Source organism: Caulobacter sp. 05T431 (assembly GCF_056665975.1).
In genome coordinates, this window is the sequence record NZ_JBFTKU010000037.1 from 1 (window position 1) to 26,819 (window position 26,819).

Annotated in this window: 27 protein-coding genes; 21 read left to right on the forward strand and 6 right to left on the reverse strand. The window is 69.0% G+C overall.

Features of this window, described 5'->3' with window-relative positions:
• The 7 genes from AC1U89_RS23565 to tatC all read left to right on the forward strand — a co-directional run.
• Positions 1–307, forward strand: a 307-nt coding sequence (locus tag AC1U89_RS23565; protein WP_479902057.1) for an SPOR domain-containing protein, incomplete at its 5' end; no start/stop codon positions are given.
• 13 nt (positions 308–320) lie between these two features.
• Positions 321–1,346, forward strand: a complete 1,026-nt coding sequence (nagZ, locus tag AC1U89_RS23570) for a beta-N-acetylhexosaminidase (RefSeq protein ID WP_479902058.1) — start codon at positions 321–323, stop codon at positions 1,344–1,346.
• A complete protein-coding gene (locus AC1U89_RS23575; RefSeq protein ID WP_479902059.1) occupies positions 1,343–2,167 on the forward strand; it encodes a segregation and condensation protein A in 825 nt (274 codons plus the stop codon). Before nagZ ends, AC1U89_RS23575 begins: the two co-directional genes overlap by 4 nt.
• A complete protein-coding gene (gene scpB / locus AC1U89_RS23580; protein ID WP_479902060.1) occupies positions 2,164–2,826 on the forward strand; it encodes an SMC-Scp complex subunit ScpB in 663 nt (220 codons plus the stop codon). The genes AC1U89_RS23575 and scpB overlap by 4 nt, the downstream gene beginning before the upstream one ends.
• Positions 2,827–2,969: 143 nt before the next feature.
• On the forward strand, positions 2,970–3,194 hold the full coding sequence (locus tag AC1U89_RS23585) for a twin-arginine translocase TatA/TatE family subunit (protein ID WP_029916543.1): 225 nt from the start codon (positions 2,970–2,972) through the stop codon (positions 3,192–3,194).
• 95 nt (positions 3,195–3,289) lie between these two features.
• Positions 3,290–3,871, forward strand: coding sequence for a Sec-independent protein translocase protein TatB (gene tatB, locus AC1U89_RS23590; protein WP_479902061.1), 582 nt, complete (start codon positions 3,290–3,292; stop codon positions 3,869–3,871).
• The gene (gene tatC / locus AC1U89_RS23595; RefSeq protein WP_479902062.1) at positions 3,868–4,770 is read left to right on the forward strand and encodes a twin-arginine translocase subunit TatC; all 903 of its coding nucleotides are present in this window, start codon (positions 3,868–3,870) and stop codon (positions 4,768–4,770) included. The genes tatB and tatC overlap by 4 nt, the downstream gene beginning before the upstream one ends.
• Before the next feature lie 186 nt (positions 4,771–4,956).
• On the opposite strand, the gene AC1U89_RS23600 is transcribed toward tatC, so the two are convergent.
• Entirely contained in the window at positions 4,957–5,427 is a 471-nt protein-coding gene (locus AC1U89_RS23600; RefSeq protein ID WP_479902063.1) for a hypothetical protein, read from the reverse strand.
• Between the two features lie 343 nt (positions 5,428–5,770).
• Between AC1U89_RS23600 and serS the strand changes: the two genes are divergently transcribed.
• From serS to AC1U89_RS23625, 5 genes are all read left to right on the forward strand, one after another.
• Positions 5,771–7,066 (forward strand): serine--tRNA ligase, encoded by a 1,296-nt coding sequence (gene serS, locus AC1U89_RS23605; protein ID WP_479902064.1) that lies wholly within the window; start codon positions 5,771–5,773, stop codon positions 7,064–7,066.
• Between the two features lie 138 nt (positions 7,067–7,204).
• On the forward strand, positions 7,205–7,999 hold the full coding sequence (gene surE / locus AC1U89_RS23610) for a 5'/3'-nucleotidase SurE (protein WP_479902065.1): 795 nt from the start codon (positions 7,205–7,207) through the stop codon (positions 7,997–7,999).
• The gene (locus AC1U89_RS23615) at positions 7,999–8,655 is read left to right on the forward strand and encodes a protein-L-isoaspartate(D-aspartate) O-methyltransferase (RefSeq protein ID WP_479902066.1); all 657 of its coding nucleotides are present in this window, start codon (positions 7,999–8,001) and stop codon (positions 8,653–8,655) included. Before surE ends, AC1U89_RS23615 begins: the two co-directional genes overlap by 1 nt.
• A gap of 99 nt (positions 8,656–8,754) precedes the next feature.
• A complete protein-coding gene (gene dipM / locus AC1U89_RS23620; RefSeq protein WP_479902067.1) occupies positions 8,755–10,686 on the forward strand; it encodes a cell division endopeptidase DipM in 1,932 nt (643 codons plus the stop codon).
• Between the two features lie 4 nt (positions 10,687–10,690).
• A complete protein-coding gene (locus AC1U89_RS23625; RefSeq protein WP_479902068.1) occupies positions 10,691–11,095 on the forward strand; it encodes an Imm1 family immunity protein in 405 nt (134 codons plus the stop codon).
• On the opposite strand, the gene AC1U89_RS23630 is transcribed toward AC1U89_RS23625, so the two are convergent.
• Together AC1U89_RS23630 and AC1U89_RS23635 are read right to left on the reverse strand one after the other, a co-directional pair.
• Positions 11,092–11,331 carry a hypothetical protein gene (locus AC1U89_RS23630; RefSeq protein WP_479902069.1) on the reverse strand — a complete coding sequence of 80 codons (240 nt, stop codon included), beginning with the start codon at positions 11,329–11,331 and terminating at the stop codon, positions 11,092–11,094. The genes AC1U89_RS23625 and AC1U89_RS23630 overlap by 4 nt on opposite strands.
• A gap of 19 nt (positions 11,332–11,350) precedes the next feature.
• Positions 11,351–12,190 carry an ATP-binding protein gene (locus AC1U89_RS23635; RefSeq protein WP_479902070.1) on the reverse strand — a complete coding sequence of 280 codons (840 nt, stop codon included), beginning with the start codon at positions 12,188–12,190 and terminating at the stop codon, positions 11,351–11,353.
• Between the two features lie 120 nt (positions 12,191–12,310).
• On the opposite strand from AC1U89_RS23635, the gene yajC reads away from it, so the two are divergent.
• From yajC to AC1U89_RS23665, 6 genes are all read left to right on the forward strand, one after another.
• Positions 12,311–12,619, forward strand: coding sequence for a preprotein translocase subunit YajC (gene yajC, locus AC1U89_RS23640; RefSeq protein ID WP_479902071.1), 309 nt, complete (start codon positions 12,311–12,313; stop codon positions 12,617–12,619).
• 57 nt (positions 12,620–12,676) lie between these two features.
• Positions 12,677–14,278 carry a protein translocase subunit SecD gene (gene secD, locus AC1U89_RS23645; RefSeq protein WP_479902072.1) on the forward strand — a complete coding sequence of 534 codons (1,602 nt, stop codon included), beginning with the start codon at positions 12,677–12,679 and terminating at the stop codon, positions 14,276–14,278.
• A gap of 9 nt (positions 14,279–14,287) precedes the next feature.
• The gene (gene secF, locus AC1U89_RS23650; RefSeq protein WP_479902073.1) at positions 14,288–15,235 is read left to right on the forward strand and encodes a protein translocase subunit SecF; all 948 of its coding nucleotides are present in this window, start codon (positions 14,288–14,290) and stop codon (positions 15,233–15,235) included.
• 2 nt (positions 15,236–15,237) lie between these two features.
• The gene (locus tag AC1U89_RS23655; protein ID WP_479902081.1) at positions 15,238–15,591 is read left to right on the forward strand and encodes an Mth938-like domain-containing protein; all 354 of its coding nucleotides are present in this window, start codon (positions 15,238–15,240) and stop codon (positions 15,589–15,591) included.
• Positions 15,592–15,672: 81 nt separating this feature from the next.
• Positions 15,673–16,287, forward strand: a complete 615-nt coding sequence (locus AC1U89_RS23660) for a urate hydroxylase PuuD (protein ID WP_029916518.1) — start codon at positions 15,673–15,675, stop codon at positions 16,285–16,287.
• 94 nt (positions 16,288–16,381) lie between these two features.
• A complete protein-coding gene (locus AC1U89_RS23665; protein WP_479902074.1) occupies positions 16,382–17,125 on the forward strand; it encodes a squalene/phytoene synthase family protein in 744 nt (247 codons plus the stop codon).
• A gap of 246 nt (positions 17,126–17,371) precedes the next feature.
• Here AC1U89_RS23665 and AC1U89_RS23670 read toward each other — a convergent pair whose 3' ends face one another.
• Both AC1U89_RS23670 and AC1U89_RS23675 read right to left on the reverse strand, forming a co-directional pair.
• Positions 17,372–18,436 (reverse strand): hypothetical protein, encoded by a 1,065-nt coding sequence (locus tag AC1U89_RS23670; RefSeq protein WP_479902075.1) that lies wholly within the window; start codon positions 18,434–18,436, stop codon positions 17,372–17,374.
• 60 nt (positions 18,437–18,496) lie between these two features.
• Positions 18,497–20,617 (reverse strand): prolyl oligopeptidase family serine peptidase, encoded by a 2,121-nt coding sequence (locus tag AC1U89_RS23675; protein ID WP_479902076.1) that lies wholly within the window; start codon positions 20,615–20,617, stop codon positions 18,497–18,499.
• 298 nt (positions 20,618–20,915) lie between these two features.
• On the opposite strand from AC1U89_RS23675, the gene lpxC reads away from it, so the two are divergent.
• The 3 genes from lpxC to recN all read left to right on the forward strand — a co-directional run bounded on the left by lpxC (position 20,916) and on the right by recN (position 24,870).
• Positions 20,916–21,812: a UDP-3-O-acyl-N-acetylglucosamine deacetylase gene (gene lpxC, locus AC1U89_RS23680; protein WP_479902077.1), complete on the forward strand. Its 897-nt coding sequence runs from the start codon at positions 20,916–20,918 to the stop codon at positions 21,810–21,812.
• A gap of 232 nt (positions 21,813–22,044) precedes the next feature.
• Positions 22,045–23,016, forward strand: a complete 972-nt coding sequence (locus AC1U89_RS23685; protein WP_479902078.1) for an outer membrane protein assembly factor BamD — start codon at positions 22,045–22,047, stop codon at positions 23,014–23,016.
• Between the two features lie 159 nt (positions 23,017–23,175).
• A complete protein-coding gene (recN, locus tag AC1U89_RS23690) occupies positions 23,176–24,870 on the forward strand; it encodes a DNA repair protein RecN (protein WP_479902079.1) in 1,695 nt (564 codons plus the stop codon).
• Positions 24,871–24,966: 96 nt separating this feature from the next.
• Here the strand turns inward: recN and AC1U89_RS23695 are convergent, their stop codons facing one another.
• Entirely contained in the window at positions 24,967–26,088 is a 1,122-nt protein-coding gene (locus AC1U89_RS23695; RefSeq protein WP_479902080.1) for an acyltransferase family protein, read from the reverse strand.
• Positions 26,089–26,819 lie beyond the last annotated feature (731 nt).

Consider the following 26,819-nt stretch of genomic DNA (forward strand, 5'->3'; position numbering starts at 1 on the left):
CGCCGCGACGGCGCCCGCCGCGACCAAGCCCGCCGCCGCCGCCCCGGCCCCCGCCGCCTCGGCCGGCGGTCCGTCCAGCGTGCAKATCGGCGCCCTGTCCTCGACCGCCCTGGCCGACAAGGCCTGGTCCGACGCCGCCCGCATCGCGCCGGGCATGGCCGCGGGCAAGGGCAAGCGGGTCGAGGCGATCGACAAGAACGGCACGACGCTCTACCGCACCGCCGTCACCGGTTTCGCCAGCCGCGCCGAGGCCAAGGCCTTCTGCGACGCCCTGACCGCCGCCGGCAAATCCTGCTTCGTGAAATAAGAGGGCAGGGCGCATGGCCAGCATCTCCGCCGCCATCCTCGGCTGCGCCGGGACCACCCTGACGGCGGAAGAGGCCGCGTTCTTCCGGGACGTGAAGCCGTGGGGCTTCATCCTGTTCAAGCGCAACATCGCCGACCCGAACCAGGTCCGGGCCCTGACGGCGGCGCTGCGCGAGACGGTGGGGCGTCCCGACGCCCCGATCCTGATCGACCAGGAGGGCGGCCGCGTCGCCCGCCTGGGCGAGCCGCACTGGAAGAAGTACCCGCCCGGCCGCGCCTACGGCGAACTGGTGGCCAACGACCCGCTGGTGGCCCGCGAGGTCACCCGCCTGGGCGCCCGCCTGATCGCCCACGACCTGTTGAGCCTCGGGATCAATGTCGACTGCGTGCCGGTGCTGGACGTGCCCGATCCCCAGGGTCACGAGATCATCGGCGACCGCGCCTATGGCGACACGCCCGAGCAGGTGGCCACCCTGGGCCGCGCGGCGGCCGAGGGCCTGCTGGCCGGCGGCGTCCTGCCGATCATCAAGCACATCCCCGGCCACGGCCGCGCCATGGCCGACAGCCACCTGGAGCTGCCGGTGGTGAAGGCCAAGCTGGCCGAGCTGGACGCCCGCGACTTCGCGCCGTTCCGCGTGCTGTCGGACATGCCGATGGCGATGACGGCCCACGTCGTCTACACGGCCATCGACCGCAACCGCCCGGCCACCACCTCGCGTAAGGCCATCAAGAAGATCATCCGCGAATCCATAGGCTTCGACGGACTTCTGATGAGCGACGACCTGTCGATGAAGGCGCTGTCGGGCGACTTCAGGCAGCGGGCCAAGGACAGCCTGGCCGCCGGCTGCGACGTGGTCCTGCACTGCAACGGCGACATGGCGGAGATGAAGGCCGTGATGTCGGGCGTCGGCAAGCTGTCGCGCGAGGCCAAGCGCCGGGTGCAGGCGGTCATGGGGCGCTTGGTCAAGGTCCCCGAGCCCTTCGACGTCGCCGAGGCCCGCGCCCGGTTCGACGCCGCCTTTGACGGACGCTTTGCGTGAGCACGGGCTTCCAGCCCACGCTCGACTTCGAAGCGGCCAACGAGGCGGCCGAGGACGGCGCCGCGCTGGTCATCGACATCGACGGCTACGAAGGCCCGCTGCACGTCCTGCTGGCCCTGGCGCGCAGCCAGAAGGTCGACCTGCTGCAGCTGTCGATCACCCGCCTGGCCGAGCAGTACCTGGCCTTCGTCCAGCAGGCCCGCCGGGTGCGGTTCTCGCTGGCCGCCGACTATCTCGTCATGGCCGCCTGGCTGGCCTACCTCAAGTCGCGCCTGCTGCTGCCCAAGCCCGAGCGGCCCAAGGCCGAGGAGCCGCCCGCCGAGGAGATGGCCGCCCAGCTGGCCTTCCGCCTGGCCAAGCTGGACGTGATGCGCAAGGCCGTCGAGGCCCTGAAGGAGCAGCCCATCCTCAAGCGCGACGTCTTCATGCGCGGCGATCCCGAGGCGGTGAAGATCGTCTCCTCGACCCGCTTCGAGGGCGACCTCTACGCGCTGATGACCGCCTACATCACCCAGCGTAAGCGCGAGCACGGCCGGCATTACGCCCCGCGTCCGCCCCAGGCCTATCCGCTGGAGGACGCCCGCGACCGCCTGCGCGACCTGCTGCCCGAGATGAAGGACTGGACCACCCTGTCGGGCGTGGCGCCCGTCGGTCGCTGGGAGGAGGACCCCGAGGGGCCCAGCCCCGCTAGCTACCTGGCCTCGACCCTGTCGGCCAGCCTGGAGCTGGTGAAGGAGGGCATCCTGGAGGCCCGGCAGATGGAGCACTTCTCGGACATCTACCTGCGCACGCGGGCCGAGCCGCTGGAGCCGATCGCTTGACGACCCAAGACCCGCTCTTCACCGAACGCTGCATCGAGGCCCTGTTGTTCGCGGCGGCCGAGCCGCTGAGCGCCGAGGACCTGGCCAAGCGCCTGCCCGAGGGGGCCGACATCGGCGCGGGCCTGGCCGACCTGGAGGCGCGCTACGCCGGACGGGGCATCGAGCTGGTCCAGGTGGCTGGCCGCTGGCGGTTCCAGACGGCGACGGACCTCTCGTTCCTGATGACCGAGGAGCGCGAGGAGCCGCGCCGCCTGTCCAAGGCCGCCCAGGAGACCCTGGCGATCATCGCCTACCACCAGCCCGTCACCCGGGCCGAGATCGAGGCCGTGCGCGGGGTCCAGGCCAGCCGGGGCACGCTGGACGTGCTGCTGGAACTGGGCCTGGTCAAGATGCGCGGCCGCCGCCGCACGCCGGGCCGCCCCGTGACCTTCGGCACCACCGACGCCTTCCTGGAGCACTACGGCCTGGCGACGCTGGGCGATCTGCCGGGAATCGCCGAGATGCGCGCCGCCGGCCTGCTGGCCCTGGACCTGCCGCCGGGCTTCACCGTGCCCGACCCGATGGGGCTGCGGCCCGGCGAGGACGAGGACCCGCTGGAGGACGGCGACGAGGCCCCGGAATTCGCTCAGGATTTCCTGGGGGACCTGGAAAACCGATAGGGGCTTTACACATCGTCGCAGGCGGCGGCTTATCGAGCGGCGACGCTTTGCCCACCGCCTCGCGACCGCCTATATTGTCAGAGATATTGTAACGACACGCCGCAGCGGCTAATGGGCGCGCTGTCGCAAGGAGCATCGTCGTCATGGGTAGCATGAGCTGGATCCACTGGGTGATCGTGATCGCGGTCGTGGCCCTGCTGTTTGGCGGGCGCGGCAAGCTGTCCGGCATCATGGGCGACGCGGCCAAGGGCATCAAAGCCTTCAAGGACGGCCTGAAGGACGATCCGTCCGACGAAGTCGCCGCCAACAAGGCCACCGGCGCGCTGCCGCGCACCGACGCCGAGAAGGAAGACCTGCGCAAGTCGTAGGAGATTCGTCGCGCCGCGGCCTCCGAGGGGAGGGCGCGCGCGACCGTCGTTTCACTCCGCGAGCCTGGCCTGGCCGCTCGCTCTAAGGCGCGTCCATGCTTCCTGATATCGGCGGAACGGAACTCCTGGTCATCGCCGCGGTCGCCCTGATCGTGGTCGGTCCCAAGGACCTGCCCGTCCTGCTGCGCAAGCTCGGCCAGTTCGTCGGCAAGATCCGCGGCATGGCCAACGAATTCCGCGCCAGCTTCGACGAGATGGCCCGCCAGTCGGAGCTCGACGAGCTGCGCCGCGAGGTCCAGGCCATGCGCGAGGGGCGCTACACCGACCCGATGCAGGCCGCCGCGACCCAGGCCTCCGACGTCGGCGTCGACCAGGTGTTCGCCGACATCGACGCCAGCCTCAACAGCGGCGCGGTCAAGGTCTCGCCGCACGACGCCTACCAGCCGCTGACGGCCACGGTCGAAACCCCGGCCCCGACGGTCGAGATCGTCGACAAGCCCGCCCGCAAGCCCCGCGCCCCGGCCAAGCCCAAGGCGACGGAAATCGTCTCCAAGTCGCCCGCCAAGCGCGCGGCCAAGGGCGACCTATCGGTCCCGGCCCCGACCAAGCCCGCCCGCAAGCGGGTAGCCAAGACAGCCCCTGGGGCCGGCGACACCAATTCGGACATCACCTCGTGACCAACGCCATCGGACACGATCCGGAAGACGAGATCGAAGCCTCGCGCGCGCCGCTGATGGATCACCTGATCGAGCTGCGCATGCGGCTGATCATCTGCGTGGTCGCCCTGTTCATCGGTTTCGGCGTCTGCTTCGCCTTCGCCGACCGGATCTTCCTGTTCCTGGTCGAGCCGTTCACCGTGGCCCAGAAGCTGCTGGCCGCCCAGCACGCCGGCGGTCACCACGGCCCGTTCGACCTGCTGCTGGCCCTGCTGGGCCTGAAGGACATCCCGGCGACCGACACCAAGGCCCTGGGCCTGGTCTACACCGCGGCGCTCGAGTTCTTCTTCACCAAGCTGAAGCTGGCCGGGTTCGGGGCGGTGGTCCTGACCTTCCCGGTGCTGGCCTTCCAGCTCTACCGGTTCGTGGCTCCGGGGCTCTACAAGAACGAGCGCCACGCCTTCCTGCCGTTCCTGATCGCCTCGCCGGTGATGTTCTTCCTGGGCGCGGCCCTGGTCTATTACGTGATGCTGCCGTTCGTGCTGTGGTTCTCGCTGAGCCAGCAGATCAGCACGGCCGGCATCTCGATCCAGCTGCTGCCCAAGGTCAGCGACTATCTGACCCTGGTGACGACCCTGCTGCTGGCGTTCGGCCTGTGCTTCCAGCTGCCGGTGGTGGTCTCGCTGCTGGGCATGGCGGGCATCGTGTCCAGCAAGCTGCTGCGCGACGGTCGCCGCTACGCCATCGTCGGCGTGTTCATCGCCGCCGCCATCCTGACCCCGCCCGATCCGATCAGCCAGATGACTTTAGCGATCCCGATGTGCCTGCTCTACGAGATCTCGATCTGGTGCGTGTGGCTGATCGAGCGCCGCAAGGCCAAGGACGAGCGCGAGCAGACCAAGGACGTGGTCGCGGTCTAGGGGCCTGATCCTTCTCCCCTCGCGGGAGAAGGTGGCGGCGAAGCCGCCGGATGAGGGGTCTCTCAAACGGAAAACGCCGCGACCGGCCTTGAGGCTTGTCGCGGCGTTTCTGTTCTTCAACCCCTCACCCGACCCACTTCGTGGGCCACCCTCTCCCGCAAGGGGAGAGGGAAGGGGATCAGGCGCTTACGCGTCCTGGCGGCTCGCGACGGCGGCGGCCTGCAGCTGGGCCTTGGCCGAGCGGACGGCGTAGCCGACGCAGGCGCGGTAGTCGGCCAGACTGTGCGAACCGTTGGTGGCCTTGCAGACCGTTTCGGCGGCCACCTTGATGTCGGCGTTGATCTGCTCGGCCGACTTGCCCTTCAGCGAGACGCGGACGACGGTCAGGTCTTCGCGACGGGCGACGGTCTTGGTGGCGCGGTCCTTCGAGAGGGCGGCCAGCTGGCGGTTGGCGTCGCTGATCGTGCCGCTGACGCAATCGGCCGAGGCGACGGCCTTGCGGTCGGTGCAGACGCTTTGGGCGGCGGCGCGGATCTCCGCGTCGATCTGGGCGGCCGACTTGCCGGCCAGCGAGATACGAACCAGTTGGGCGGCGCTGGCGGGAACGGCGATGGCCGACACGGCGGCAACAGCGGCCAGAATAGCGATCTTCTTCATGGGGAGGCTCCAGGACTTCCGAAAACAAACACGAGCGAGTTAAGCGGCGCGCTGTTTTTCATCCTGGGATTAATAGGCCATGGAGGAACGGCATTAATCGCCGTTATCCATGCATTTTCGGCCGCGACATCTCGCCACGCCTGAAAATGACTTTGGAATGTTCTTACCTGCGGAATCTATGCCTGGACGTGACGAAGGCGTCGAGCCCCAAAATGAGCGTGGCGCGATCACGGTCGGTTGATGGGCGCGCGATGGCGGCGCGGCGGCTCCCGAAAAGGTTGGCGCCCCCGCCGACGCGCCTTAGAGAGGTCCGTTCTTAACGACTTCTCCCTCGAGCGTTCCGATGCACGACATCAAGGCCATCCGCGACAATCCCGAAGCCTTCGACGCCGTCTGGTCGGCGAAGGGCCGATCGGGCGCGGCCGCCGAGGCGGTCAAGCTGGACGCCCAGCTGCGCGCGGCCCAGACCGCCCTGCAGGAAGCCCAGGCCAAGCGCAACGAGAGCTCCAAGCTGATCGGCCAGGCCAAGGCCAAGAAGGACGAGGCCGAAGCCGCGCGCCTGATGGCCGAGGTCGAGACGCTGAAGGGCGTCATGGCCACGGCCGGCGAGGAAGAGACCCTGGTCGCGACCCGGCTGAAGGACCTGCTGGCCAGCCTGCCCAACATCCCCGCGCCCGAGGTGCCCAAGGGCGAGGACGAGGCGGGCAATGTCGAGGTCCGCCGCTGGGGCGACGCCGCCAAGCTGCCGGCCGGCCGCCTGAACAATCCCAAGGACCACGTCGACCTGGGCGCGGCCCTGGGCGGCATGGACTTCGAGGCCGCCGCCCGCATGAGCGGCGCGCGCTTCGTGGTGCTGAAGAACCAGGTCGCCCGCCTGGAGCGCGCCCTGGGCCAGTTCATGCTGGACCTCCAGACCGTCCAGAACGGCTACGCCGAGATCAGCCCGCCGGTGCTGGTCAAGGACGAGGCCCTGTTCGGCACGGGCCAGCTGCCGAAGTTCGCCGAGGACCTGTTCCGCACCACGGGCGACCACTGGCTGATCCCCACCGCCGAGGTCTCGTTGACCAACCTCGTGCGCGAGCAGATCACCGACGAGGCCGAGCTGCCGCTGCGCCTGACCGCCCTGACCCACTGCTTCCGTTCGGAAGCCGGCGCCAGCGGCCGCGACACGCGCGGCATGATCCGCCAGCACCAGTTCCAGAAGGTCGAGCTGGTCTCGATCACCACGCCGGAACAGTCCGAAGCCGAGCACGAGCGCATGGTCGAATGCGCCGAGGCCGTGCTGAAGGCCCTGGAGCTGCCGTTCCGCACCGTGCTGCTGTGCACCGGCGACATGGGCTTCGGCGCCAAGAAGACCTACGACCTGGAAGTCTGGCTGCCGTCGCAGAACACCTACCGCGAGATCAGCTCGTGCTCGAACTGCGGCGACTTCCAGGCCCGCCGCATGGACGCGCGCTGGAAGAAGACCGGCGAGAAGGGTACGCACTACGTCCACACCCTGAACGGCTCGGGCCTGGCCGTGGGCCGCACCCTGGTGGCCGTGCTGGAGAACTACCAGGACGAGACGGGCCGCATCACCGTCCCGACCGTGCTTGTGCCCTATATGGGCGGCGTGACCCACATCGGGGGGGCGCAATGACCCCGCTCATCCCGGCGAATGCCGGGATCCAGATGGAATGGCTGTTTGGGTTGTCGCCATCAGCGCTGAGTTTTTCCAGTCATCGACCCCGCCCTAGGATCTGGGTCCCGGCATTCGCCGGGATGAGCGGGTTTTAGAATGAGGATCCTCCTCACCAACGACGACGGCATCCACGCCCCCGGCCTCGAGAGCCTGGAGCGCATCGCCCGGGCCCTGTCGGACGACATCTGGATCGTGGCCCCGGAGTACGAGCAGTCGGGCGCCGGCCGGGCCCTGACCCTGTCGGACCCGATCCGCGTGCGCCGCATCGACCCGCGCCGCTTCGCGGTCGAGGGCACGCCGACCGACTGCGTGGCCATGGCCGTCCAGCAACTGATTGAGGGCCCCGCGCCCGACCTGGTGCTGTCGGGCGTCAACCGCGGCCAGAACCTGGCCGAGGACGTCACCCTGTCGGGCACGGTGGCCGGCGCCATCGAGGGCATGGCCCTTGGGATTCCCTCGATCGCCCTGTCCCAGGCCATGACCTATTTCCACGACGAGGTCGTCGCCCACTGGGAGACCGCCGAGCACTTCGGGCCGGGCATCGTCCGACGGCTGCTGGAGATCGGTTGGCCGAAGGACGTCATCATGAACGTCAACTTCCCGGCGCTTGCCCCGGAAAGCGTCACCCAGGTGGAAGTGACCCGCCAGGGCTTCCGCGACTCGCACATGCGGAGCATGGAGAAGCGGACCGACCTGCGGGGTCGCGACTACTATTGGACCGGCTTCGTGCTCAAGCCGTCCACGCCGGCGGAGGGCACCGATCTGAAGGCCGTCTACGAGGGGCGCATCTCGGTCACCCCGCTGCACATCGACCTGACGCACAACCAGACCGTGGCCGCCATGAAGGGCGTGCTGGGCGGCGCCCCCCCGAAGCTGGAGCCGGCAGCGTGATGGCCCAGGCCAGGAGCGATACGCCCGAGGCCCGCCTGAAGGCGCTGATGGCCGCCCTGCGCGCCCAGGGCGTCACCGATCCGGCGGTGCTGAGCGCCATCGAGAAGACCCCGCGCGACCTGTTCACGCCCGACTTGTTCAAGGAACGGTCGTGGGAGGACTCGGCCCTGCCGATCGCATGCGGCCAGACGATCAGCCAGCCGTTCATCGTCGGCCTGATGACCCAGGCCCTGACCCTGGAGCCGCGCTGCCGGGTGCTGGAGATCGGCACGGGCTCGGGCTACCAGACCGCCGTCCTCAGCCGCGTCTCGCGCCTAGTCTACACGATCGAGCGCTACCGGACCCTGATGAAGGAGGCCGAGGCGCGCTTCGCGGTGCTGGGCCTGACCAACGTCATCACGAAATTCGGGGACGGATGGGAAGGCTGGCCCAAACAGGCGCCGTTTGACCGCATTCTGGTCACCGCTGCGGCGCAGGATGAGCCGGAAACTCTGCTTTCGCAGCTCAAGCCCCAGGGCGTGCTCGTCGCGCCGGTGGGGAAGGGGCCGGTGCAGAGCCTCCGTCGCTACGCCGGCGACGGAAAGGGGGGCTTCACCGTTGAAGTCCTGTGCGACGTGCGTTTCGTCCCGATCCTGGATGGCGTCGCCCGCGAATAGCGGGGCGGCGGGTCCGGGTTCCGGAAGCGACGCGAGATGTTTAATGGTTGGTTTACCCTCGTGACGGCGTCTGGAGCCTCGCGAGGCAAAGGAGAGGCTATGAGGCAGTTGTGGACGCGCGCGGCGGTGATCGCCCTGACGGCTGGAACCCTCGCGGCCTGCGAAAGCACGGGCGGCGCGCAGTACCCGATCCGGGGTGAGGCGGCGACGCCGAACTTCCCGGTCGTCAAGGCGCCGGTCGCCGACCAGCAGCCCGAAGGCCCCTCGACCCCGCCTGACGAGCCCGCACCCAGCTTCTCCGCGCCGGCGGGCAATGTCGGCGTCTCCAGCCAGTCACTCGCGCCCGCTCAGTCGTCGCCCGACGCCCAGCAGCCCGCCTGGCGGCCGCCTGCCCAGAGCGCGCCGGCGCAGAGCGCGCCCGTCGCGCCGCCCCCCGCGCCCGCGCCGCGCCCCGTGGTGGTCACCACCGTCGGCGGCCCGGTCGTGACGATCGCCGGCCCGCCCAAGACCTACAAGGTCAAGGCCGGCGACAACATTGACGCCATCGCCCGCAACCTGGGCACCAGCCGCGCCCAGCTGGCCAAGGACAATGACCTGAAGTCGCCGTACCGGATCCATCCGGGCCAGGTGCTGCAGGGGCCGGACTCCAAGGACGCCAAGGCCTATGTGGTCCAGACCGGCGACACGATGTTCGCCATCGCCAAGCGTTTCTCGGTCTCGGCGGCMGCCCTGGCCGAGGAGAACGACCTGAGCACCGGCTCTTCGATCAAGAAGGGCCAGAAGCTGCGCCTGCCGGACGGCTACAAGGACAAGGGTCCCAGCAAGACCACGGTCATGCAGGCCGCGCCGGCGTCCAGCCCGTCTTCGTCCGGCGGCCTGCCGCCGATCGGCTCGACGCCCGGCCGCGCCCCGGCGCCCAGCGCCGACGCCGGCTGGCGTCCCGAGCGCCCGGCAGAGCGGCCACCCCAGCGTCCGGTCGAAGAAGAGGCCGAGGCGCCCGCCGCCCGTCCGGTCACGACCACGACGGTCAGCGTCACCGGTTCGGTGGTCGAGGTGGCCGGTCCGCGCCGCATCTACACCGTCAAGTCGGGCGACGCGATCGACGCCATCGCCCGCGGCCTGGACACCACCCGCGAGGACCTGGTCAAGGACAACAAGCTCAAGGCCCCGTACACGATCCACCCCGGCCAGAAGCTGAAGGGCCCGGAGACCACGGCCAAGGCCTATGTCGCCAACAGCGGCGACACCCTGACCAACATCGCCAAGCGCTTCAACGTCAAGCCGGCGGCCCTGGCCGAAGAGAACAACCTCAAGGTCTCGGCCACGCTGAAGAAGGGCCAGAAGATCCGCCTGCCGTCCGGCTACAAGGACAAGGGCCCGCTGAAGACCACGGTGACGACGACCCCGGCCGCGCCGCGCCCGACCACGCCGTCGCCCAGCTACACCCCGCCGGCGGACACCACGCCGGCCCCGCTGCCGACGACGCCGCGTCCCTACACGCCGCCGCCGACCACCAACTATCCGCGCACGCCCAGCGGTCCGGTCTCGGCCCAGCCGGTGACGCCGCCGCCGTCGTCGGGCCAGATCATCGGCTCCAGCCCGCCGCCGACCGAGGCCGAGATCACCGCCGCCGGCCGCGGCCGCTTCGTGTGGCCGATCCAGGGCGAGACGATCTCGGACTTCGGCCCCAAGGGCACCGGCCAGCGCAACGACGGCGTCAACATCCGCGCGCCCCAGGGCACGCCGGTGCGCGCCGCCGCGGCGGGCGAGGTGGTCTATGCKGGCAACCAGGTGCCGGGCTTCGGCAACCTGGTGCTGGTCAAGCACGCCGACGGCTGGGTTACGGCCTACGCCCACCTGTCGACCACCGAGGTCAAGATGCGCCAGCAAGTGGCCCAGGGCGCCACCCTGGGCGCGGTCGGCCAGACCGGCGGCGTCACCGAGCCGCAACTGCACTTCGAGGTCCGCTACGCGCCCACCCCGAAGGACAAGGCGCGTCCGGTCGATCCGGGTCTGGTGTTGCCGAAATAGTCCGATGCCGGTTCTGGGCCTGAGCCTGGACGTATGGGATGGCGTTCGTTGCGGTTCGCGCGACGCCGACCGGCCGTCCTGGGAGCAGGTCGAGGCCGCGCTAAGCGACCTGGACGCCAGGCGGCACACGCTGCTGACCTTGAACGGTGAAGCGGGCGACACGCTGTGCGTGGGCGGCGGCGCGGGCCGCTACGTCGTCTTCTACCAGGACGCCGACGACGAGCTCTGGAACCTGCATGCCGCCGGCGCGCCAGAGGCGGGGCCGTCGATCCTGCTCAACTGCGGTGGACAGGAAGGGGACTTCCGTCCCGACCAGGTCGTCGGAAGCGATGTCGCGCGTGAAGCGGTAAGGACCTTGTTCGCCGTCGGCGGGATCGACGTCCGGCTAGGCTGGCGACGCCAGGACTAGTCCTGTCCCCAGCGCCACTTCCACGGCCCGTCGCTCTTGCGCCAGCTGACGACGAGCACGATCGCCGTCGAGGCCAGGACGATGCCGAGATGCAGGTTCAGGTCGCGCTCGCTGAAGGCGATGGCGCTGGCGATCACGACGGCGAGGAAGCCGATCACCAGGGCCCAGCCTTCCCAGCTGCAGGGGAGTCCAGCGCCGAAACCGTAGCGCTTCACGCGAAACCAGGGCTTGCCCATCTGGGCCTCCGAAGCGGTTTTACGCGGGCAAGTGTACGCCCAGTTCCCCGGCCAGGTCACGGATGAACTGATACGCCACGCGGCCCGAGCGGGCGCCGCGCAACTGCGACCATTGCAGGGCCCGGCGCTCCAGGTTCTCGACCTCCAGGCCGAAACGGTCGGCATAGGCGTGGATCGCCGCCAGATAGGTGGGCTGGTCCATGGGCGGGAAGCCGATCCACAGGCCGAAGCGGTCGGAGACGCTCATCTCCTCCTCGGCGTTCTCGGCGGCGGCGATGGCGCCCTGGGTCTCGACGTGGTCGCGCGGCATCAGGTGGCGGCGGTTCGAGGTGGCCACGAACAGCACGTTCTCGGGCGGGCCGGCCACGCCGCCCTCCAGGGCGGACTTCAGGGCCTTGGCGGCCGCCGCCCCGTCCTCGAACGACAGGTCGTCGCACAGCACCACGAAGCGCTCGGCGCGCGTGCGCAGGGCGTCGAACAGGTCGGGCAGGGCGGTGACCTCGTCGCGATCGACCTCGACCAGCTTCAGGGTCGGGTGCTCGCCGGCCAGCACCATGAAGGCCGACTTGGTCAGCGAGCTCTTGCCCGTGCCGCGCACGCCCCACAGCAGCACGTGGTTGCAGGGCAGGCCGACGGCGAAGCGGCGGAGATTCTCGACGAAGCGGTCCTTCTGCCGATCCACGCCCACCAGCAGGTCCAGGGCCATCGGATAGTCCGGGGCCGGTACGAAGCTACCGCTCTTCGGATCGTGCCGGAACAGCCGTCCGCCGTCKAAGGCGGGGGCGGCCGGAGGGGCCGGAGCCAGGCGCTCCAAGGCGTCGGCGATGCGGGCGAGCAGGGGGAGGGCGGCGTCGGTCATGTGTTGCCCTCTAACCCCAGTGCGGCGTCATTGCAAAAGAGGAGGTGAACGCATAGCTTCCGCCGACTTGGCGGGGCCCCCATGTGTGCGGGGACGCCAGCTAGACTTTTTGGAGACGACATGTCCGGTGGACTGCAAGCCCAACTGATCCAGATCGCGCCCATCATCCTGATGGTCGTGCTCTTCTACTTCATGCTGATCCGCCCGCAGCAACAGCGCGCCAAGCAGCACGCCGCGGCCATCGCCGCCGTCAAGCGCGGCGACAACGTCGTGCTGTCGAACGGCATGCTGGGCAAGGTCGTCCGGGTCGAGGAGGCCGAGGTCGGCGTCGAGATCGCCCAGGGCGTGACCGTGAAGGTGGTCAAGAGCATGATCGCCGAGATCCGCGCCAAGGGCGAACCGGCCCCGGCCAACGATCCCAAGAGCTGATCACCCTTTCGCGCTGACCAAGAGGCGCCGAAAGGCGTCGTCCAGAGCCTGTAATCCATGCTGACCCTCTCCCGCTGGAAAGTCACCGCCGTCATCCTGTCGGTGATTTTCGGCATCGTCTTCACCCTGCCGAACCTGCTGCCGCAGAAGACGCTCGACGCGCTTCCCGGCTGGGTTCCCCACCAGAAGCTGAACCTGGGCCTCGACCTGCAAGGCGGGTCGTACCTGCTGTACGAGGTCGACACCGACGCGCTGCGCAAGGAACGCCTGACCAACATGGTCGAGGACGTCCGCACCACGCTGCGCAACGACCAGATCGAGTTCGGCGAGCTGGGTGAATCCGGCGGGATCGTGCGGGTCCGCATCACCGATCCGGGCAAGGTGGACCAGGCGGTCAGCCTGCTGCGCCGCCAGATCGGCGGGCCGCTGGCCGGCGCCATCGGCGGCCGCGACACCACGGTGACCAACAAGGGCGACGGCCGGTTGGAGCTGAGCTTCGTGCCGGAGGCCGCCAAGGCCGACGCCGCCAAGGCCGTGGACCAGTCCATCGAGACGATCCGCCGCCGGATCGACGCCCTGGGCACCAAGGAACCCACCATCACCCGTCAGGGCAGCAACCGGATCGTCATCCAGGCGGCCGGCGAAAGCGACCCGGCCCGCCTGCAGGCCGTGATCGGCCAGACCGCCAAGCTGACCTTCCAGATGGTCGACGAGACGGTGACGCAGGACGACATGATCGCCGGCCGCATCCCGCCCGGCGTCGTGGTCATCCCGGGCACCCAGCCCGGCGCCCCGCCGATCCCGGTCGCCAAGCGCGCCCTGGTGACCGGCGAGGACCTGGTGACGGCGAACCAGGAGTTCGACAACCAGAGCGGCCAGGCCGTGGTCGCCTTCCGCTTCGGCGGCTCGGGCGCACGCAAGTTCGGCGACGCCACCACCCGCAACGTCGGCAAGCGCTTCGCCATCGTCCTGGACGGCAAGTACATCTCCGACCCGCGCATCAACCAGCCCCTGCCGGGCGGTTCGGGCATCATCACCGGCAACTTCACGCCGGAAAGCGCCGCCGAGCTGGCCCTGCTGCTGCGCTCGGGCGCTCTGCCCGCCAAGCTGAACCTGGAAGAGCAGCGCACCGTGGGGGCCGAACTGGGCGCCGACGCCGTCAAGGCCGGCGCCATCTCGCTGGCCATCGGCGCGGCGGCGATGTTCGTCTTCATCATCCTGGCCTACGGCCTGTTCGGGATCTTCGCCGCCCTGGCCCTGATCGTGAACGTGCTGCTGATCATCGGCATCATGTCGATGACCCAGGCCACCCTGACGTTCCCCGGCATCGCCGGCCTGATCCTGACGCTCGCCGTCGCGGTCGACGCCAACGTGCTGATCTACGAACGGATGCGGGACGAGGCGGCGGCCGGGAGGTCGCCGATGTCGGCGGCCGACACCGGCTTCCGACGGGCCATGGTCTCGATCATGGACGCCAACATCACCAGCCTGATCTCCGCGGCGATCATGTTCGGGTTCGGCTCGGGCCCCATCAAGGGCTTCGCCTGGACCCTGTCGATCGGCGTGTTCACCTCGGTGTTCACCGCCATCATCATCACTMAAGTGCTCATCGGCTGGTGGTTCAAGGCCGCCAAGCCGAAGAAGCTGCCGATCGCTTAGGTTATCCTCATGGCTTGGCCCCTCATCCGCCTGATCCCCCGCGAGACCCACTTCCGCTTCGTGAAGTGGGCCCCGATCGCCGCCGCGATCTCGGCCCTGCTGATCGCCGGCTCGTGCGTGTCGTTCTTCACCCAGGGCCTGAACCTGGGCATCGACTTCAAGGGCGGCATCGCCATGGAAGCGCGCATGCCCACGCCCATTCCGCTGGCCGAACTGCGTAACGAACTGGGCCATATCGGCGTCCACGACGCCCAGGTCCAGGGCTTCGGCTCGCCCAACTCCGCCATGATCCGCTTCCTCCCGGAAGCCGGCCAGGACGCCAACGCCGAGGCCGCCGAGATCAAGCAGAAGCTGGTCGCGCACTTCCCGACCATGACCATGCCGGCCCCGTCGGTCATCGGCGCCAAGGTGTCGGGCGAACTGCTGGGCTCGGGCTTCAAGGCCCTGGGCATCGCCCTGCTGCTGATGCTGGGCTACATCTGGTTCCGCTTCCAGTGGCAGTTCGGCGTCGGCGCCGTGATCGCCGTGTTCCACGACATCATCCTGACGCTGGGCCTCTTGTCGGTGATGCAGATCGAGTTCTCGATGACCTCGATCGCCGCCCTGCTGACGGTGATCGGCTACTCCATGAACGAGAAGGTCATCACCTTCGACCGTCTCAAGGAGAACCTGCGCAAGTACAAGACCACGCCGCTGCGCGACATCATCGACCTGTCGGAGAACGAGCGTCTGTCGCGGACGATCATCACCGGCTCGACGGCGCTGCTGGCCCTGGGCGGCACCATGGTGTTCGGCGGCCCGGTGCTGTTCCCGCTGGTCTTCACCATGACCTTCGGCATCATCATCGGCACCTATTCGTCTATCTACATCGCCCTGCCGCTGATCCTCGTCTGGGGCGTCAAGCGGGGCGACGAGGAAGCCACGCCGATCAAGCTCGGCGCCGGCACCCGGCCCTGATGCTGCGCCAGCCGCCATCGATCGACGCCTGGGGCGGCGGCGGCTTCCGCGTCTCCGGCGACTGGCGGCCGGGCTCGCTGCTGATCCTCGACGATCAGCCGCGGACCTGGTCGGCCACGACCCTGGCCGACCTGACGCCCGAGGACTTCGCCGAGGTCTTCGCGGCGGGCGGGGCGGTGGAGTTCGTGCTGCTGGGCGTGGGCCTGGTCAACGCCCTGCCGCCGCGTCCCGTGCGCGACGCCCTGAAGGCGGCGGGCGTGGGCCTGGAGTTCATGAGCACCGAGGCGGCGGCCCGCACCTACAACGTCCTGGCCAGCGAAGGCCGGCGGATGGCGGCGGCCCTGATCGCGGTCTAGACGGCCAACCGCCCGTCTATTTGCCGACTCTGCGCGGCGCCCTATACCTGAGCGCAAGCAGGGGCATTAGGGGGCCACGACATGACCAGTCTTCTTTCCAACTTCCGCAACACCATCATCGTCAGCGTCATCCTGGCGCTGGTCGTGGTGTTCGGCTTCGGCCACAGCCCGCAGGGCTTCGACGGGGCCTATTTCCAGGCGATCTTCCGCCTGCTGCACGTGTTCTTCGGCATCCTGTGGATCGGGCTGCTGTACTATTTCAACTTCGTCCAGATCCGCGTCATGCCGCAGATCCCGGCCGAGCTGAAGCCGGCCGTCTCCAAGTACATCGCGCCCGAGGCGCTGTTCTGGTTCCGCTGGGCCGCCCTGGCGACCTGGGTGATGGGCGTGATCCTGGCCGTGGCGCGCGGCTACTTCGCCGAGGCCGCGACCCTGGGCCTGTGGAACGGCTACGAGCGCGGGACCGACATGGGCTTCACGTTCATCGGCCTGGGCATGTGGCTGGCGACGATCATGTTCATCAACGTCTGGGGCGTGATCTGGCCGAACCAGAAGCGCGCCCTGGGCATCGTCGAGGCCGACGCGGACACCAAGGCCAAGGCCGCCAAGATGGCCATGCTGTTCTCGCGCATCAACACGCTGCTCAGCATCCCGATGCTGGCCTGCATGACGATGTACCAGACGCTGTTCGGCTGATCCCGGCCTTCGCCGGGATGACGACATCCAAGGAAAGGCCCGCCGGTTCGGCGGGCCTTTTTCTTTTGGGCGATGCAGCGCATAAGCCGCGCCCATGACGACCTTGGACATCGCCCACCGCAACAATGCGCCGGACACCGACCTGGACGCCCTGGTGCGCCGTGTCGATCCMGACCGCTGGCTGGCCAGCCGCTTCATCGCCGATCCCAAGGCCCGGGCCGATGTGATCGCGCTCTACGCCTTCAACTACGAGCTGGCCCGGGTGGCCGGCGGGGTCAGCAACGCCCTGATGGGCGAGATCCGCTTGACCTGGTGGCGCGAGGCCATGGACGAGATCGCCGCCGGCCAGCCCGCCCGCAAGCACCCCACGGTCGAGGCCGTGGCCGCCGCCGGCTACCCCCTGAGCGCCCTGGCCGAGATGGCCGAGGCCCGCATGGCCGACCTGGACGCCGCGCCGTTCGAGACCGAGGCCCAGGTCCTGGCCTATCTCGACGCCACGGCCGGGGCGGTGATGATGCTGGCCGCCTGGCGGCTGGACCCCAAGGCCGATCCCCACGCCGTGCAGGAGGCCGCCCGCGCCTATGGCCTGGCGGGCCTGTGGCGGCTGAAGCGGGCAGGGGTCCAGCGCCTGCCGGCCGACTGGACGCAGGGCGACGTGCGCCGCCGCGTCGAGGCGGCCCTGGGCAAGGCGCGGACGGCCCTCAAGGACCTGCCGCTGGCCGCGTTCCCCGCCGCCGCCCCGGCGGCCCTGGCGAAGGCCCAGTCGGGCGGACGGGAGCTGGGCGAACTGGAAAAGCGCCTGCGCCTGACCTGGGCCGTGGCGACGGGGCGGGTCTGATCGAGAATCCCTCTCTCTTAGAGAGAGGGAGGGGCCCGCCGCGAAGCGGTGGGAGGGTGAGTGGTTACAGCGTGTCCGGACAGGGCAGGGTGGTTGCTTCTTGCTCTCGTCGGTGAGGGCGCTGCTTCTCGATCAATTCGACAGCGAAAAAGAACGGGGTTTGCTGGTGACGGTGAAACCACTCACCCTTCCACCGCCTGCGGCGGCGGGCCCCTCCCTCTCTCAAAGAGAGAGGGGTTTCCCAATCTAAGCCGCTTCCGACGGCTTCTTCGGCTGCCGCGCGGCCTTGGTCAGCCGGTCCAGCACGTCCGGCACAAGCTGTTCGGAGAAGCCGCCGATGAAGGCCCAGACCATCATCTTGGCGGCGTCGATGGCGGCCGCGAACATCATGCCGCGATTGACCAGGGTGATCGGGCAGTCGTAGCGGCAGGGCACGATCTGCGGGAACAGCGTCGCCGCCCCTTTGCCGACGATGTCGCCGTTCTGCACCAGGCCGCTGGCGAAGAAGGCCACCAGCACGAACGACACCGACATGCCCACGAAGGCGGCGATGAACACCGCCGTCAGGCCCTGGCTCAGCGCGCTGACCTGGCGCACGGGGTCGATCTCGGACGAGGCCGAGGCCATGGCCGACTCCGTCCGTCGCAGCACCGAGACCATGGCGCCGGCCGCGCCGACGAAGGCGATCAGCGAGAAGTTCGAGATCACCGTCACCGACTCGCGAAGGGCGCCGGGCGGGGTGATGTTGGGCAGGACCCGGGTGACCATCAGGGCCAGGAACAACCAGCACAGCAGGCCCAGGGCCCAGCGCCGCATGCGGCCGGTCAGCACCTCGCGCTCGCTGCTCAGCGTGTAGAGCAGCTTCAGCCGCTCCAGCAGGCTCAGGGCCTCGGCCTCCAGTTCGTCGCGACTGGCGTCCTCGGCGCAGAACACCAGGTGGTCGAGCTTGACGTTCTTGGGGCCGACGGCCTGGACGTAGCGCTCGCGCAGCTGCGGCACGAACCACTTCAGCCGCTCCAGCCCGTAGTCGCGGACCATCCATTTGCGCAGGTCGACGGCGGCGGCGATCTGTTCGCTGGGATAGGGGCTCTTGAAGCCCTCGGTCAGGCGCTTGAACTTCTCTTCTTGCTCGGCCTKGCTGTTGCCCTCGGCCGTGCCGCCCTCGGCGTAGCCCTGGTTGCCGTGGCGCAGGGCGATCTCGGTGAGGTCGAGGTCCAGCTCGGCGGCCAGGATCCGGGCCTCCGCGTAGCGTCCCCCCAGTCGTGAATGCAGCGTCAGCCGGTTCGAGATCGCGCGAAACAGGTGGAACATGAGCGCCCCTTCCGTCGTCAAACTAACGGAAGGGGCGAATGGCTGCAATTTATAAGCGTATTACTTGGCGGGCTCGCCCTTGGTCCACTGATCGAGCCACTTCTGCACTTCGTCGTGCCACTGCACCGAGTTCTGGGCCTTCAGCACCCAGTGGTTCTCGTTCGGGAAATACAGCAGCTTGCTGGGGACGCCCTTGCGCTGCAGGGCGGTGAACGTGCCGATGCCTTCTTCCAGCGGCACGCGGAAATCCTGGCCGCCCTGGACGACCAGGGTCGGCACGCTCCACTGGTCGACATGGTCGGCCGGGTTGAACTTCGAATAGGTCGTGCCGGCCTGGAAGGGCGGGCCGCCGTTCTCCCACTCGCTGAACCACAGCTCCTCGGTGGAGTAGCCCATGAAGCGGCTGTCGAAGATGCCGTCGTGGTCGACCAGGCACTTCCACGGCTCCTTCCACTGGCTGGCGATCCAGTTGATCATGAAGCCGCCGTACGAGCCGCCCAGGGCGCAGGCGCGGTCCTTGTCCAGGAAGCCGTACTTGGACGTGGCGAAGGCCCAGCCCTTCTGCAGGTCCTCCAGCGGACGGTCGCCCCAGTGCTGGCTGATGGCGTCGGTGAAGGCCTGGCCGTAGCCGGTCGAGCCGTGGAAATCGATCATCACCACGGCGTAGCCGGCGCCCGCGTAGGTCTGGGCGTTCCAGCGGTAGTGGAAGAGGTTGCCGAACGACCCCTGCGGCCCGCCGTGGATCAGGAAGGCCACCGGATACTTCTTGGCCGGATCGAAGTTGGCGGGCTTGACCAGGTAGCCGTGCACGGTCTCGCCGTTCCAGCCCGGGAAGCTGAACTGCTCGGCGTCACCCATGGCGATGCCGGCCAGGGCCTGGGCATTGTTGTTCGTCAGCTTGATCGGCGCTTCGCCCTTCTTGACCGTCGACAGGCTGTAGAGCTGGGCCGGGCCCTTCAGATTGTCCTGGGCGTAGACGATTGACTGCGGACCTACGCTGAAGGCGCTGACATGGCCTTCGCCGGTCAGGGCCGTGACCTTGCCGGACTTGACGTCGATGGCGAACAGCTTGGTCTGGCCCACGTCCTCGGCGGTCGTGTAGATCGTCTTGCCGTCGGGGCTCCAGGCGATGGATTGGGCCGAGCGGTCCCATTTGGGCGCGACCTCGACATACGTCCAGTCGACGGTGGGATTATCGACGTCGCCGGGGCTCAGCATGATCGCCATGCGATCGGCCTCGAAGCCGGGGCGCTTCATGGCCAGATGGGCGCCCGTCTTGCCGTCGGGCGACAAGCTGGGCTGAGAATCCATGGCCTTGTTGAGCGGCGTTTCATTGGTCGGCTGCTTCGAGCCGTCGATCGGCACGCGCCAGATGTCGTAGTTCGTGCTCCAGGCCTCCTCGCGGTCGGCCGGCTTGGCCGAGAACACCACCGACTTGCCGTCGGGCGTGATGTTGAAGTCCTCGTCGCCGCCGAACGGCTTGGTCGGCGTGTCGCCGTTGAAGCCGTTCATCAGGGCGACGGGCTCGCCGGTCGCCAGGCCCTGGTCGTCCAGCTTCAGGGCGTAGAGGTGGTTCTGCAGGCCGTCGTTCCACTGGTCCCAGTGGCGGATGAACAGCTTGTCGAACACCACGCCGGTGGTCTTCTGCGCGCCCTTGGCGGCCAGCTTGTCCTTGGTGCAGTCCAGGGTGGCGCAGTCGGGGAACACGGCCTGGGCGATGACGATCGTCTTGCCGTCGGGCGCGATCTTGAAGGCGCCGACGTCGAACGGGGCCTTGGTCACCTGGACGGCGGTCTCGCCGGCCGCGTCGGTGCGGTAGACCTGGTCCAGGCCGCCCGTCCGTCCCGAGACGAAGTAGATCGCCTTGCCGTCCGGCGACCAACGGGGGCTGCTGGCTCCGCCTTCCGAAACGGCCAGCCGGCGCGGGGCCATCTTGGCCTTCAGGTCGGCGATCCACAGCGACATCGCGGCCTTGTTGGCCGGCAGGTCCATGGTCCGCACGCTGTAGACCACGAAGCGGCCGTCCGGCGACACGCGCGGATCGCTGATCCGCTCCAGCTGCACCATGTCCTTGGCGGTGAAGCCGCGACCGGTCTCGGCGGCCAGCGCGGCGGGCGCGACGGCGAAGGCGGCCAGGGACAGAGCGAGGGCGGAGGCGGCTATGCGCAAGGTCTTGGTCATTGAAACGGGATCCGGGAGATGGTGGCGCCGAAAAGCGGCCCGAGCCTAGCGAGGACGTGCCGCCTAGGCCAGGGCAGGGGGCGGAAGATTGCGCCGGCGCGGCGCCGCTCGCGGAGCAAGCTGCGCAATACGACAAAATAATGACCGCCGATCGGCCAAAAAAGCCATGAAAAACAAGTCGCTAAGGAGGTAACAATCGGAAACAGGACTTGCTTTGCCGCGACGCAGCATTGTCCCTAAATGGTACGTGGGGCGAGAAGGCGGTCAACGAACCGTCCGCTGGTAGTAAGGGTTTCAAGTGTCGGCTTCGGCATATTTTCAGCATACGGTCGCCGGACCGGTGATTTTCGCGGGCGTGGGCCTCCACACCGGCTCGCACGTGCGCGTCGCCGTGCGCCCGGCCGCGATCGACGCCGGGATCGTCTTCGTGCGCACCGACGTGCACGACCGCGACAACCGCGTGCCGGTCTCGCCCGAGGCCGTCTGCCAGACCCAGCTGGGCACCGTCATCAACAACGCCGCCGACGTGCGCGTCTCGACCATCGAGCACCTGATGGCCGCCCTGGCCGCCCTGGCCATCGACAACTGCGTGGTCGAGCTGGACGGTCCCGAGGTTCCGATCATGGACGGCTCGTCCGAGCCCTTCGTGCAGATCCTCGACCGCGCCGGCCGCCGCAAGCAGGAAGCCGCGCGCCGCTACATCGAGATCCTCGACACCGTCACGGTCGAGGACGGCGACAAGACCGCCAGCCTGTCGCCCAGCGACCGCTTCGAGGTGGCCTTCGAGATCGCCTTCGCCAGCAAGGCCATCGGCCGCCAGCGCGTCGACCTGGCCATCGACGAAGAATCGTTCCGCGCCGAACTGGCCGACTGTCGCACCTTCGGCTTCGTCCGCGACGTCGAGGCCCTGCGCGCCATCGGCCTGGCCCGCGGCGGCACGATGGAGAACGCCGTCGTCATCGACGGCGACCGCGTGCTGAACCCCGAGGGCCTGCGCCGTCCCGACGAGTTCGTGCGCCACAAGGCGCTGGACGCGGTGGGCGACCTCTATGTGCTGGGCGCGCCGATCATCGGCCGCTTCGAAGGCGTGCTGGCGGGCCACGGCCTGAACAACGCCATCGTCCGGGCCCTGATCGCCAACCCGGCCGCCTGGCGCGTGCGCGCGCATTCGGTGGAATTGGCGCAGGCCGTCTGACAAACTGATACGAACGCGTCGGCCTTCGACCTGATTTGGTCAAAAAGCCGATGTCTGTAGCGTTTGGACGGATTCCCGGGGGGATGCGTCTTTGGGCGTACCCTGGTCACGGCTCGGCTTCCATTTGCGCCCGCATCGGCGTGGTGTAGAAGCCTTGCACGGCGCAGGGGCGCACGTTTGCTTCGAGGGTGAAAAGTCGGTGCTTCGTAATTTCTCGGGACGCAAGGCCGTCATGGTCGCGACCGCCGTGCTGGTCGCCCTGTCGGTCTCCGCTTGCGCGGGCAAGCGCAAGAAGCCGACCCTGGCCTATGAAGAGCGCCCGGTGGAGCTGCTCTATTCGACCGGCGCCAACCGCCTGGACCGCGGCAACTGGAACGAGGCCGTGGACTACTTCCGCGAGGTCGAGCGCCAGCACCCCTATTCGGAATGGTCGCGCCGCTCGATCCTGATGACCGGCTACGCCCACTACATGGGCAACCAGTACAGCGAGGCGATCTCGGACGCCGACCGATTCATCGGCCTGTATCCGGGCAACCCGTCGGCCTCGTACGCCTACTATCTGAAGGCCGTCTGCTACTTCGAGCAGATCGTCGACGTGAACCGCGACCAGGCCGCCACCGAGCAGGCCATGGCGGCGCTGCGCGACGTGGTCCAGCGCTATCCTAACTCGGAATACGCCCAGGACGCCCGCCTGAAGATCGACATGGTCAGCGACCAGCTGGCCGGCAAGGAAATGACGATCGGCCGCTACTACCTGAAGAACGGCCAGACCCTGGCCGCCATCGGCCGGTTCCGGACCGTCRTCGACCGCCACCAGACCACCTCGCACACGCCCGAAGCCCTCTACCGTMTGGTCGAGAGCTACCTGACCCTGGGCCTGCTGGACGAGGCCAAGCGCAACGGCGCGGTGCTGGGCTACAACTTCCCGGGCGATCCCTGGTACGCCGAGGCCTACAAGCTGCTGACCGCCAACAACCTCAAGCCGGCCGTCGAGCCGCTGAAGGCAGGCAACAAGAAGAACATGCTGGATCGCCTGATCCACGACAAGGACACCACCCTGGCCCCGCCGGCCGCCGCCGCGCCCGTCGCGGCCGCGCCGCCGGCGGACGGAACCGCTCCGGCGGCCGACGCCAAGCCGGCCACGCCCGCCACGCCGCCCGCCAAGCCCAAGAAGGGCGGGATCATGGGCGTCCTGGGGATGTAGAGTTCAAGCGGGCCGGTCCTCAAGGATCGGCCCGTTTTCCGTTCCGGGACGGCCCTCGCGACCGGTGAGAACGTCCCCAAAGGGCGCTCCGCGCCCGCGAGAACGTCCCAAGAACAAGCCCTCTATGAAAAACCCTGATTCCCGGCGATCCTGGCGACCATGCTGATCGGCCTTTCCATCCGCGACGTCGTGCTCATCGAAAGCCTGGACCTGGCCATCGGTCCGGGCTTGACCGCGCTCACCGGCGAGACCGGGGCGGGCAAGTCGATCATCCTGGACGCCCTGGGCTTGGCCACGGGCGCGCGGGCCGACGCCGGACTCGTCCGACGGGGGGCCGCGGGCCACGCCAGCGCCACGGCCATCTTCGCCCTGCCGGCCGACCACGCCGCCTTCGCCTATCTGGACGACAAGGGCCTGGACTACGCCCGCGACGAGGACCTGGTCCTGCGCCGCCAGCTGTCGCCCGACGGCCGCTCGCGCGCCTTCGTCAACGACCAGGCCACCAGCGTCGGCGTGCTCAAGGACCTGGGCGCGCTGCTGCTGGAGGTGCACGGCCAGCACGAGACCGTCGGCCTGCTGGACGTGCGCACCCATCGCACCCTGCTGGACGCCTTCGGGGCGGTCGGCGTCGGGGCCGTCGCCTCGGCCTGGAGCGGCTGGCGCGCCGCCCGCGAGAAGGCCGCCGCCCTGCGCGACTTGGCCGATCGCGCCGCCGTCGAGACCGAGGAACTGACGCTTCGCCTGTCCGAGCTGGACCGCCTGGACCCGCGCGAGGGCGAGGAGACGCAGCTGGCCGAGGAGCGGGCCCTGCTGGGCTCGGCCGAGAAGGCCCTGGCCGACATCGCCGCCGCGTCCGAGACCCTGGGCGGCGACAACCTCTCGGGCAAGCTGGCCAGCGCCTTCCGCGCCCTGGAACGGGCCCGCGACCGCGCCATCCAGGCCGGCGCCCCCGCCGACGGTCCGGCCGTCAGCCGCCTGGCCGCCGCCTGCGAGGCGGTCGACCGCGCCCTGGTCGAGGCCCAGGAGGCCGTCGCCGCCATCGACGCCGCCGCCGAGAGCTTCGAATTCGAGCCCGACCGCCTGGAGAAGGCCGAGGAGCGGCTGTTCGCCCTGCGCGGCATGGCCCGCAAGCTGAATGTCGCCGTCGAGCTGTTGCCCGACAAGCGCGCCGAGTTCGCCGCCAAGCTGCAGGCCATCGAGACCTCGGGCGAGGCCCTGCTGGGGGCCGAGCGCGAGGCGGCTGACGCCCGCGACGCCTATCTCTACGCCGCCCAGGCCCTGTCGGCCGAGCGCCGCGCCGCCGGCGACCGCTTGGCCGCCGCCGTCGAGGCCGAGCTGGCGCCGCTGAAGCTGGAGAAGGCCCGGTTCCGCGTCGCCGTCGAGCCGCTGGACGAGGACCGCGCCGGCCCCACCGGCGCCGACCGCGTGGCCTTCGAGATCTCGACCAATCCCGGCGCGCCGTTCGGCCCGATGGAGGCCATCGCCTCGGGCGGCGAACTGGCCCGCTTCGCCCTCGCGCTCAAGGCCGCCCTGGCGGGCCGCGAGGGGCCCCAGCCGCTGATGATCTTCGACGAGGTGGACCAGGGCGTCGGCGGCGCCGTGGCCGACGCGGTGGGCCTGCGCCTCAAGCGCCTGGCCGCCAACGCCCAGGTGCTGGTCGTCACCCACTCGGCTCAGGTCGCCGCCCGGGCCGACGCCCACTGGCGGATCGCCAAATCCGGCGACGACACCTCGACCCGCACGCGGGTGGAGCCGCTGTCGCCGGCCCAGCGCCAGGAAGAGATCGCGCGGATGCTGTCGGGGGCCGAGGTCACCGAGGCGGCCCGGGCGGCGGCCAAGGCGCTGATTGGGTAATTTTCTATCCGCTCATCCCGGCGAATGCCGGGACCCAGATGGAATGGCGCTGAGCTGACCTCCAAGAGCGCTGAGCTTTTCCAATCAGACCCAAAGCTAAGGGATCTGGGTCCCGGCATTCGCCGGGATGAGCGGACGATTGGGAGCGCGCGACCACCCCTTCACCCACACCTGCAGCGGCGCGTCGACGAAGCGCTCGAACAGCCAGGCGGCGATCACGCAGGCGGGCAGGGCCATGGCCCAGGCGGCCCACAGCAGCGGTCCTTGAACGCCCAGCTTGCCCTCGACGGCGCGCAGCAGGCCGAACCAGACCACGGCGACCAGCTGGTTGGTTAGGAACAGGGCGAACGACAGGCGGCCCGCCAGGCCGGCCCAGCCCCACCCCTTGGCGCCCGAGGCACCGGCGGCCCAGATCAGCAGGCCCAGCAGGGCCAGGCTGGCGTGGTCGAACCGGCCGACGACCTGCAGGGCCACCACGCCGACGCCGGCGGCGAGCGCCAGGGCGTCAGCGAGACGCGGCGCGACCGTCGTCGGCATCCGGGCGATCAGCATGCCCAGCACGAACAGCGGGATTCCTCGGACGAGGCCGAAGCGCAGCGGCAACTGGTGGGCGGGGATGCCCGTCACGGCCTTGGCGGCGTGGTCGACGATGAGGAACAGGGCGACGCCGACGGCCAGGGTGGTCCAGGGCGAACGGACCTTGGCGGTCGCGCGCCAGGCCATCGGGAAGCCGGCGTAGCAGACGATCAGGGCCGACAGGGTCCAGGTCGGCATGTTCCATCCCGACGGGCCGGGCACGAACCAGGCCTGCATCAGGAAGACCTGCGGCAGCAGCTGGTCCCATTGGAACCACTGCGGGTTCTGCGGGGCCAGGCCGATCGCGCCGGTGGCCAGGACGAAGACGACGAACAGCGCCAGCATGACCAGGTGGGCGGGCCAGATGCGCAGCAGCCGGCGCTTGAGGAACTCGCCGGTGGAGACGCCCTGGCTCAGGACGCGGGGCCCGTAGGTCTTGGCCAGGACATAGCCCGACAGCATCAGGAAGAAGTCGGTGGCCAGATAGCCGCGCCCGAAGGCCGGATGGATCGCGAACAGCGACACCGGCGCCCGCTCGGCCACATGATAGAGCACGATGAACAGCGCCGCCACGAACCGCAGCAGGTCCAGGGCGCCGCCGCGCGACAGGCCGTTCTGGGACATCGTGGCGGTTTGGGACATGCGGCGGCTCCTTTCCCGCGAGGGAGCAAGGGCCGGGCCAGGATGGGCGGGGACACGTCCACAAACACCCTCTCTCTTTGAGAGAGGGAGGGACCCGCCGCGAAGCGGTGGGAGGGTGAGTGGTTACAGTCTTCCAGGACGGAGTTCGGACGAAGACGGTTCTGCGTCGGCGGCTGCGCCGAGGGTGGAAGTCTGGACCCTTTGGCTCAACGGCTCTGGATTTGCCGGCCGGCGGTGAAACCACTCACCCTCCCACCGCCTGCGGCGGCGGGCCCCTCCCTCTCTCAAAGAGAGAGGGGTTTGGAGTGCGTGTCCCCGTCACTGCGGCGGACAAGCCGCTGATATCGCGGCCCTAAATCTTTATTCCCCGCAGGGTTTCCGACCTGACGGATAATGGCTCCACCTCGACGCGGGAAAGGGCGCATGGCCAGCGACCGATGCGGCGACGGGGGGCGATCGAGCGGGAAGCTCTGTCGGCGGGCCTTCGAGGTCCACCTCATGTCTCTGGTGCCGGTCGGGCGTGGTCCACAGATACGACGTGATGTGAGGGTCGATCGAGCAGCAGGCGGGCTGTGACAGGCTCGCGGTCCGGGACTGGAGATCGTTGATCCAGCCCGCCCGTCGGAGGCTTCAAGGCGGCGAGGTCCGAACAGGGCTCAGCGCCGCCGCGCTTCCGGATAACGACCGCGCGGAGCGATCGGGCTTCGTCGAAACGGTATTCTTTTTCAAAC